General features: G+C 65.7%; 7 protein-coding genes. 1 reads left to right on the forward strand and 6 read right to left on the reverse strand.

Translation table 11 applies throughout. The features are described 5' to 3' along the window. Positions 1–285 precede the first annotated feature (285 nt). Positions 286–954, forward strand: coding sequence for a DNA repair protein RadC (gene radC, locus G6027_RS03095; protein WP_182635318.1), 669 nt, complete (start codon positions 286–288; stop codon positions 952–954). Here the strand turns inward: radC and G6027_RS03100 are convergent. The 6 genes from G6027_RS03100 to G6027_RS03125 all read right to left on the reverse strand — a co-directional run. Beyond that, complete coding sequence (locus G6027_RS03100) at positions 938–2,068, reverse strand: restriction endonuclease subunit S (protein WP_182635319.1); 1,131 nt, start codon at positions 2,066–2,068, stop codon at positions 938–940. The genes radC and G6027_RS03100 overlap by 17 nt on opposite strands. Further along, positions 2,065–3,558 carry an N-6 DNA methylase gene (locus tag G6027_RS03105; RefSeq protein ID WP_182635321.1) on the reverse strand — a complete coding sequence of 498 codons (1,494 nt, stop codon included), beginning with the start codon at positions 3,556–3,558 and terminating at the stop codon, positions 2,065–2,067. Before G6027_RS03105 ends, G6027_RS03100 begins: the two co-directional genes overlap by 4 nt. Continuing rightward, positions 3,555–4,394, reverse strand: a complete 840-nt coding sequence (locus G6027_RS03110) for a nucleotidyl transferase AbiEii/AbiGii toxin family protein (protein ID WP_182635323.1) — start codon at positions 4,392–4,394, stop codon at positions 3,555–3,557. Before G6027_RS03110 ends, G6027_RS03105 begins: the two co-directional genes overlap by 4 nt. A 4-nt stretch (positions 4,395–4,398) precedes the next feature. Next, on the reverse strand, positions 4,399–4,998 hold the full coding sequence (locus tag G6027_RS03115; RefSeq protein ID WP_182635324.1) for a hypothetical protein: 600 nt from the start codon (positions 4,996–4,998) through the stop codon (positions 4,399–4,401). An 83-nt stretch (positions 4,999–5,081) separates the two neighbouring features. Then, a complete protein-coding gene (locus G6027_RS03120) occupies positions 5,082–7,496 on the reverse strand; it encodes a DEAD/DEAH box helicase family protein (protein ID WP_182635325.1) in 2,415 nt (804 codons plus the stop codon). 44 nt (positions 7,497–7,540) lie between these two features. Next, on the reverse strand, positions 7,541–8,467 hold a 927-nt coding region (locus G6027_RS03125; protein ID WP_182635326.1), incomplete at its 5' end, for a 1,4-dihydroxy-2-naphthoyl-CoA synthase.

The raw sequence follows: 8,467 nt of genomic DNA on the forward strand, positions 1-8,467 counted from the left end.
CCGGCCGCTGGGTCCGCTCGAGGAGCAGCGTGCGCGCGGGGTCGTCGGCCGGGACGGGCAGCAGCGCGGGGCCACGGTCGGCCAGGAGCTGCTCGAATGTGGGGAACAGCTCGGCTACGGCCCGGCCGCCGGGGACGGGCAGGGTGCGCAGTTCGCGGGTCGCGGGGAAGTCGGGCATGGTCTGCAGACCCTACGCGGGGCGAGATTGTGGGAGATCCACAGCGTTATCCACAGCCTTCGGTTCGTTGTGCGGCGTGCCGAGCCGCAGGTCCTATCGTCGGACGCATGACGGTTCCCTTCCGTGACCTTCCGGTTCACGACCTGCCCCGCGAGCGCCTCATCCGCTCGGGGGTGGGGTCGTTGAGTGACGTGGAGCTGCTTGCCGTCCAGCTCGGGTCCGGATTGGCGGGGCGAAACGCGATCGACGTGGCGGGCGAGCTTGTCGCTCACTTCGGCTCGATGGCGGGGGTCGCCTCCGCTGGGGTGGCGGAGTTGGCGCGCGTCCCGGGCATCGGGCCCGCCAAGGCCTGTCGTGTGGTGTCGGCGTTCGCGCTGGGTGCCCGCGTTGTGGGACCACCCGGGGGACGGCGGATCCGGTCGTCAGCGGACATCGCGGCTGTGGTCGGGCCAGTGATCGGGCGGGCGACACGGGAGGAGCTGTTGGTTCTGGTTCTCGACGGCGCCAATCGAGTGCGGCGGGTCGAGCAGGTCGCGCGCGGCGGTGCCACGCGGACTGCACTGCCGGTGCGTGAGGTGTTGGCCGTGGTCCTGGCCCACGACGGCGTGGCCTTCGCGCTAGCCCACAATCACCCTGGTGGGGACCCGACGCCGAGCGACGACGACGAGTTGGCCACCACCCGGATCGCATCCGCCGCCAGGGAGGTCGGCCTGCGCTTCCTCGACCACATCGTGGTGGCCGGGGATCAGTGGCGGAGCATCACCGCATCGCGGTGAAGATCTCGTTCCGGGCCGCGGGCAGCACCGCGGCGGCGAGCTTGTCTCGGCGACGGCGGAGGGGCTCAGCTCGTCCCGAGTGCGCGACGAGCGACGCGATGTGGTCTTGAAAAGAGAGATCCGGTACCGGAATCTCGATGGACTCGAATGCGGAAATGCTCAAAGTGCGGTTCCTGTCCGCAGAGCCGGGTGACGCAGCCGAGAGTTTCTCAACGCCGGCAGGGCTGGCGAGGTAGGCATGAACCCACTCCAGCCGGACTGAACTCGCCGAGATGGAGTATTGAAGAAAGCGGTTACTGCCAATCCGGCCTTGGTCAGACGAGCGAGACAGCGCGACTGCGCCTTCCCAGGCTTTAATGTTGCTCACGATCAAGCGATCACCGTGGACGGTGAAGTAGCGCATTTTGGAAAGCTCACTCGGAGGAGTTGCAGGATATCTAATTAATCCACGTCCGAAGCTCTTGACGCCGATCGGCAACGCTGATTCTCCGCTGAACTCGGGGATCCATTGCCGCTCGAGGGTGAGTACTTCTCCCAAAGCTGCAGAAGTGGCAGAACTTCCCTGGGCGATCGCAGCGTTCAAGAGATCATTCTCTTTGGCATCGTGAGAGGGGTCACCGTTCTCGTCTGCCAGCTTTCCCAGGTGCTCGACGATGCGGGTCTGGTCGTCGAGCGGCGGGACTGGAACGGTGATCCTCTTGAGATTTGCGATGGACAGTGTCTTGTTGCGTCCGGCAGATCCGGGAGACCCCTTGTAGAGCTCGGCGATGCCGCGTGCTGACGTGAAAAACTGAAGCAGGAAGTCGGCCTTCACTTTGTCTTGATCGCACGTCCATGTCATGAAGCGGTGCGAGCCGATGAGGCCACCGTGTTCGGGCCCGGCGAGGCCGACTGCACCTTCCCAAGCGAACACGTTGCTGAAAAGTAGGTCGCCTTGACGAATGTCGAAGACTCGCTTGGTGCCGATTTCGGCCCCGGTTGTGGGTTCTTTGATGAAGCAGCCCCTGCCGAATGACCTGATACCGACTTGCTGATATGACTCCGCGACATCGACCACGACCCGGCGCCGCTGAAGTTCAGCGACCTTCCCGAACGGCACCCACTCGACCTTCACAGCTCGAACTCAGCGATCGCGACCCGCATCTCCTCGTAGACAGCAAGGAGCTCCTTCTCTGTCTCGATCAACTTGGCGATCAGCTCGCCGGGCGGGCGCTGGTCCAGCGCATCGGGTCGGTTCGGGTTGTGCAGGTCCAGAGAGAACCCGCCGGCCTCGATGTCGGAGTACTCGACCTTCCAGGCGTGTTCATTCTCGGCGCGCCCCTCCCGTGAGGGGCCGCCCCACCAGGCTTGGCAGGGCTCGAACTCCTCGTAGCGCATCGGCTTGGTCTTGGTGTAGTTCTTACGTCCCTCGGGCGGTGGCACCTCGTAGAACCACACCGGCCCTTGCTCTCCCTTCTCGAAGAACACGATGTTTGACGGGATGAGGGTGTACGGCGAGAAGACCCCGTTGGGTAGGCGGACCACGGTGTGGAGGTTGAACCGGCTCATGAGGTCCTTCTTGATCCGGCCGCCGACGCCGGTGTCAAAGAGGACGGAGTTGGGCACCACGATCCCGCAGCGGCCACTTGAGCTCTTCTCGATCCGGGCCATGACGGACTGGAGGAACAGCCACACGGTCTCGGCAGTGCGGAACGAGCGGGGGAAGTTGTCGAGGATGAGCGTCTCCTCCTCGCCGCCGAACGGCGGATTGGTCACCACCACGTCAACCCCGTCGCGTCGGATCTCCGCCAACGGGTAGGCCAGGGCGTTTCCCTCGGTGACGTTCGGCTGATGGACGCCGTTGAGCAGCAAATTCATCTGGCAGAGGAGGAAAGGCAGGCCCTTCTTCTCGATGCCACGCAGGCCCGTGACGACCTTTCGGTGATCAGTGGTCGAGAGGTCGCCCGCTGTCATGTGCCGGAAGGACTCGACGAGGAACCCACCCGTACCGCAGGCGGGGTCGAGGACCTTGTCGCCCGGGCGGGGGTCCACCTGGTCCACAACGAACCGGATCACCGGCCTGGGGGTGTAGAACTCACCGGAATCCCCGGCCGCGTCCCGCATCTCGCGGAGCATGGTCTCGTAGAACACCGCCATGGTGTGCACCTCGTCGCGAGAGGTGAAGCTGATTCGGTCCACTTGGTCGACGAGCTGGCGCAGCAGATGACCGGACTGCATCCGGTTCCGAACGTCGGAGAACACCAGCCCAAGGGTGTCGTGCGGGTCCCCCGGCCTGCCGGTGCCGCGCACCTGCCGAAGGTGGGGGAGGAGTTCGTCGTTGATGAAGCGCACGAATGGCTCGCCGGTGACGTTCTGTTCGTGGGCCCAACGCGACCACCGGAGGTAGTCGGGAAGCGCCGGCTCGTAGCCTGCATCAATCAGCGTCCGCTCGGTCTCGAGATCGTCGAAGGCCTTGAGGAAGAGCAGCCAGGCGAGCTGGGGGAGTCGATCCAGCTCACCGTTGAGCCCGGCGTCCTTGCGCATGATCTGCCGCGAGGTTTTGATCACCGACTGCAGGCGCGCCTGAGTGGTGGGTTCGGCCTTTGTTGCTGCGCGGGGACTCATGGGGTGTCCTTCCGGAGAGTGGAGAGGGCGCGCTGGTACTCCTCGCGCACACGATGGTGGGCTGCCGCGGACTCGACCGTCGACAATCCGAGGTCGGCCGACATTGCCGCAAAGGTCTCGGCCCAGTGTCCGGGGGGTGGGGGCAGGTCCGTCGGCGGCTCCCGCTCGTCCCGCTCCGAGAAGACGTTCACGAGCCGAGTTGCGAGCGCGGCCGGGTCGAGGAGTCCCCGGTCGGCGAGCAGCGTGAGGTCCACGAGGTCCTTGACTCGCGATGACGGACGCTCGTGCGCATAGATGCGCGAGTAGGCGTGGAACTTCTCGGCAGCGTGACGGTTGACGTCCACGGCGAGGACGGTGAACTCCTCACCGCCCAGGATAGGGGCGACGACGAGGGGCTCCACCTCCTCGGAATCGAGTGCGGATGCCGTGATCACGTCCAGTGTCGCCGATCCAAACAGGATCGATCCAACATGTGCGTCGATCACGACGCGCCACGTGGTCGGCAACTCGTCCTCGGCTTTCACCTGACGCGGACGTCGCGGAGCGAAGCGGAAACCGTCACCTGTGTCGCGGTCGAGTGCGGAATCGAGAAGGTCGTGCAGCTCATCGGCGTCGGGTGCTGAGGCTTCTCGGCGGGCGAGGTCGAGGTCTTTAGTCGCACGTGAGTCCAGCCACAGTCGGGTCTCCAGCGCGAAGCCGCCCTTGAGGATCCATCGCTCGTCGCCGGAGAGTCGGTGGAGTATGCGCTGGAACAGGAGCCGGTTGCGCAGACGTAGTACGTCGACCCCCTCCTCGGACGCAAGGTTTCGCAGGCGTTGGTTGAGACTGCGCGCCACGCCGTCATCCATCGGATTCCCTCGCCAGGGCTCGCTCGATGCGAAGGGCTGCCTCGGTCGGCGCCTCATACGAGCGCCGCAGAAGGCGACGGCGCGTGGTGAGCTCCCGCTCCAGCGCCTGAGCAACGGCCTCGTCCACGATCTCCTGGGACACGGCCGACTCGCCCGCCACATCGACGAGCGTCCGGAGCACGGAGGTGACCGACCAGCCTTGGTGCGCGACAGTGTCGCCGGGATCGACCTCGCCGAGATGTGTAACGACGTAGGGGTCCTCGGCCCGGAACCCTTCAGGGACCACCAGGTGCAGGCGCGCAGGGTCGGCGTCAGACAGTCCGTGCACTCTGAGTGCAGATTCGTACGAGACCACGCCGCGGCCGCCGCTCCAGAGCGTCCAGCGGACGAACTCGTCCAACGGTTGTGCGGGCCAGTCGGGAAGGCGGAAGATCCCCCGGTCGACCCGGGTCCAGTTGCCGCAGTCGACGTGGTACTTCTGCGCCTGGTATGAGTAGCCGACCTCAATGGCCTGGGCGGCCGTGAAATACCCGGCCTGATCGAACGCGAGCGCGTGAAGACGGCGACGCAGATCTACGGACGACGAGGACACTGGACCACACTAGCATCGCTGAAAATCAATAAACACTGTAGTTTGGCGCAGGCATAGCCCGTAAAACTACATAATTCGTTTAGTTATGCACCGTAGAGCCAGCGCGGGATCTCATCGACGGCCTTTCGCAGTGCGTCGGGACCGCCCATGTTGTCTGCGAGCTCCGTGACCGACCCGGCGTCGCTGATGGGGCGAAGTTGGAGGGCCTGCATCGTCACGTCGTTGATCCCGTACTCCTCGTACCGCTTCAGCAGGCCCTCGAGAACGGCTCTGCCCGCCGTTGACTGGGCCTCGATGTCGAGTGCGTGTGCCTCACGCGCGCGTCGGGCCCGTTCCGCGCGGGTCCGCACCGGCGTCCGGAATGCCATGGAGAGCAAGATGTCGAGCAAATCCGTTCCGGTCTCCTCGGCGAGGATCGTCATCGGCGACAGGTCGATGTTTCGAACGGCCAGCGCGGTGAGGATCTCTTGGCGGTGCGCGGGATCCGCCCACATCGCCGCGAGGTCGACTGGAGAGCCAAAGTCGGACAGCGTCCCCTCGACCACGTGCCGGACTTCGACCATGCGGGGCTCGCCCGTCGAGCGGTCCATCACCATTGTGGCTTCGCCCACCACCGTCACCACGGCATTGTCCACCACATAGCGAATGCGTTCGCTGCCGTGGTCGTGTTCGTCAGTGTCATCTCCCGGGAACGGGTCGGCCGGGTCTGGGTCGCCCGGGGTGAAATCGGGAGTCGGCTCGCCAAGCGTGGGATCCTCCTCGTCGTCGTCCTCCGCGGTGGACGCGTCGATGACCGTTCCCCCGCCGTCGATGGTCTCGACTCGGATCCCCGCCGGATACCCGTCAAATCCGGGATCACGGAAATGCTCCGAAGCCCCCACGTAGTCGATGATCTCGAACGACGTCTTGCCGGCCTCCGGGAAGAGGCGCGTGCCGCGACCGATGATCTGTTTGAACTCGATCATCGATCCCACCGGCCGGAACAGCACCACGTACCGAAGGTCCGGGACATCCGTTCCCGTAGAAAGGAGGCGCGACGTAGTGGCGACCACCGGTGACGGGGTGTCACAGAAGTCCTCGAGTAGTGCCTCCTTCTCGTTTTCCACGCCGACGATGCGGACCACCCACCGGGGGTCCTCGCGAAGGAGGTCCGGGTTCTCGGCCACGAGCGCGCTACGCACCGCGTCGGCGTGGGCCACATCCACGCAGAAGACCATCGCCTTGTGAGCAGGGTTCTGCCGCAGGATCCCGGACAGATGGTGGGCCATGGCACGGCTTCTGGGGACCAGGGAGAGAGTGCGCTCGAAATCCCGGGTCGTGTAGGTCCCCGCCGGGATCTCCCTCCCGTACCGGTCCAGCTCGCCGGGGTCCGGGGTCCAACCGTCGGCGTCCGCGCTGAGGTTGACCCGCCGGATCCGGTACGGCGCGAGGTAGCCGTCTTCAATACCCTCGCGGAGCGAGTAGGTGAATACCGGATCGCCGAAGTACTCGTAGCTGTGGACGGTGTCGCTCCGCGGAGTGGCAGTGAGGCCCAGCTGGATCGCCGAGGAGAAGTAGTCCAAGCTCCCGCGCCATAGCGAGTTCTCGGACGCGCTCCCACGGTGGCACTCGTCGACGATCACCAGGTCAAAGAAGTTCGTTGGGAACTGATGCAGGAGTTCAGCGCCGTCCTTCTGTCCGTGGAGTGCCTGGTAGCTGGCAAAGTAGATCTCCCGGCTCTGGTCGGCCCGCACGGTGACCCGCTGGAGCAGCTCGTGTCCGAGTGCGGGTCCGAAGTCCTTGTTCATCGGCTGTTTAAGCAGACCGTCCCGGTCCGCCAGATAGAGCACCCGGTAGTTGACCTGCGGAGCAACTCTCTCCTGGTACGAGAGCAGCTTGGCCACGATCTGCATCGCGGTGAACGTCTTGCCGGTTCCCGTGGCCATGAGCAGCAGGATCCGAGTCTCTCCGCGCGCAATGGCTCCGAGGACGGCGTTGATGGCCCGTGTTTGATAGAAGCGCGGTTCGATCACCGTGCCGTCGGTCGACGTTTTTCGACGATTGAGCGGCTGGAGCAACAGCTCAGCAGCGCTCTGATCGAGTCCCGCGAAAGTGCAGTATGTCCACCACGCTTCGGCAGGAGTGGGGAATGCCCCGCTCACGCGCTCGGTTCCGCTCGTCCTGTCGTGGATCACGATCTCGGCGCCGTTGGTCGCGATCGCTAGCGGGACATCGAGTCGACGCGCGTACTCGATGGCTTGCTGGAGCCCGTCACGTGCCGACCGGAACGACCGCTTCGCCTCCACCACTGCCACTGGCTGGCCGGGGGCGACTTCCAGGACGTAGTCCACGCGCCGTCGGGGCAGGAGGGTGACCTCTCCGCCCGTGATGTCCGGCACCTGAGAGATCGGGTATTCGGACCTGATCTGCTTCGAATTCCAGCCCGACGTCTTGAGCGCCGGGACCACGAGCTCGCGGCAGGTGTCGCGCTCCAGTGGTCCTCGGCCTCGGCTGTTCACAGCAGAACTGTAGCGGCCCCGCCGGAGTATATTCGGTTCTCTGGTCAGTAGTAGTAGGGGAAGTCGTCCCAGTCGGGGGCCCGCTTCTCCAGGAACGCGTCGCGCCCCTCCACCGCCTCGTCGGTCATGTACGCCAGGCGTGTGGCCTCGCCGGCGAATACCTGCTGGCCCATCAGGCCGTCGTCGGTGAGGTTGAACGCGAACTTGAGCATCCGCTGGGCGGTGGGCGACTTGCCGTTGATCTGTCGCGCCCACTCGATCGCGGTGTTCTCCAGCTCGGCGTGGTCCACGACCCGGTTGACCGCGCCCATGTGGAACATCTCCTCGGCCGTGTACGCCTGACCCAGGAAGAAGATCTCCCGCGCGAACTTCTGGCCCACCTGCTTGGCCAGGTACGCGCTGCCGTAGCCGGCGTCGAAGGACCCCACGTCGGCGTCGGTCTGCTTGAACCGGGCGTGCTCGCGGGAGGCCAGGGTCAGGTCGCTCACCACGTGCAGCGAGTGCCCGCCGCCGGCCGCCCAGCCGTTGACCAGGCAGATCACCACCTTGGGCATGGTGCGGATGAGCCGCTGGACCTCGAGGATGTGCAGCCGGCCGCCCTCGGCCTTGACCCGGGCCTCGTCGACCTTCTCGGCGGTCGCGCCTGCCACGTCAGCGTCGTGCTCGGTGGAGTACTGGTATCCCGACCGGCCGCGGATCCGCTGGTCACCGCCGGAACAGAACGCCCAGCCGCCGTCCTTGGCGCTCGGCCCGTTGCCGGTGAACAGCACGGTGCCCACGTCGGGGGAGCGGCGGGCGTGGTCGAACACCCGGTACAGCTCGTCCACGGTGTGCGGCCGGAACGCGTTGCGCACCTCGGGGCGGTCGAAGGCGATCCGCACGATCCCGTCGGCCCGGCCCTCGCCCACGTGGCGGTGGTAGGTCAGGTCGGTCAGGTCCCGGCCGTTGCGGAAGCCCTCGACCTCCCGCCA

Source organism: Dietzia sp. SLG310A2-38A2 (genome assembly GCF_014145095.1).
GTDB lineage: Bacteria > Actinomycetota > Actinomycetes > Mycobacteriales > Mycobacteriaceae > Dietzia.